1 protein-coding gene is annotated in these 261 nt (G+C 44.4%); it reads right to left on the bottom strand.

Features of this window, described 5'->3' with window-relative positions:
- The coding region (locus tag HBA93_RS21845; protein WP_221724647.1) for a hypothetical protein at nucleotides 1-220 on the bottom strand (220 nt) is incomplete at its 3' end.
- Nucleotides 221-261 lie beyond the last annotated feature (41 nt).

The following is a 261-nucleotide window of genomic DNA, read 5'->3' as shown; positions in this document are numbered from 1 at the left end:
GATAAAAACCAGCTCTTTTAACAAGTTTACCCGTTTCCTTGATGAGCGGCCCAGCTTTCATGATGAGGTCACAGATAGCTTTGGACTCATTCATATTAAATGGCAGTGGAACTAAGTAGTCAGTTAGAGCCTCAACAAACTTGGCATGAGAGCGATGCAACGAGTAAGGTAGCAATATTGATCTCAGCTCGCCGTCGGGGGTTTTGAACTTGAGTAGCATTACTGCTTTCCCTTCGGTTTCTGTTTCGAAGAGGCGTTCAA

The organism is Ochrobactrum sp. SFR4, assembly GCF_019730395.1.
GTDB lineage: Bacteria > Pseudomonadota > Alphaproteobacteria > Rhizobiales > Rhizobiaceae > Pseudochrobactrum.
The sequence above is the reverse complement of the archived record's forward strand: the minus strand, read 5'-3'. Positions and strand labels throughout refer to the sequence as shown.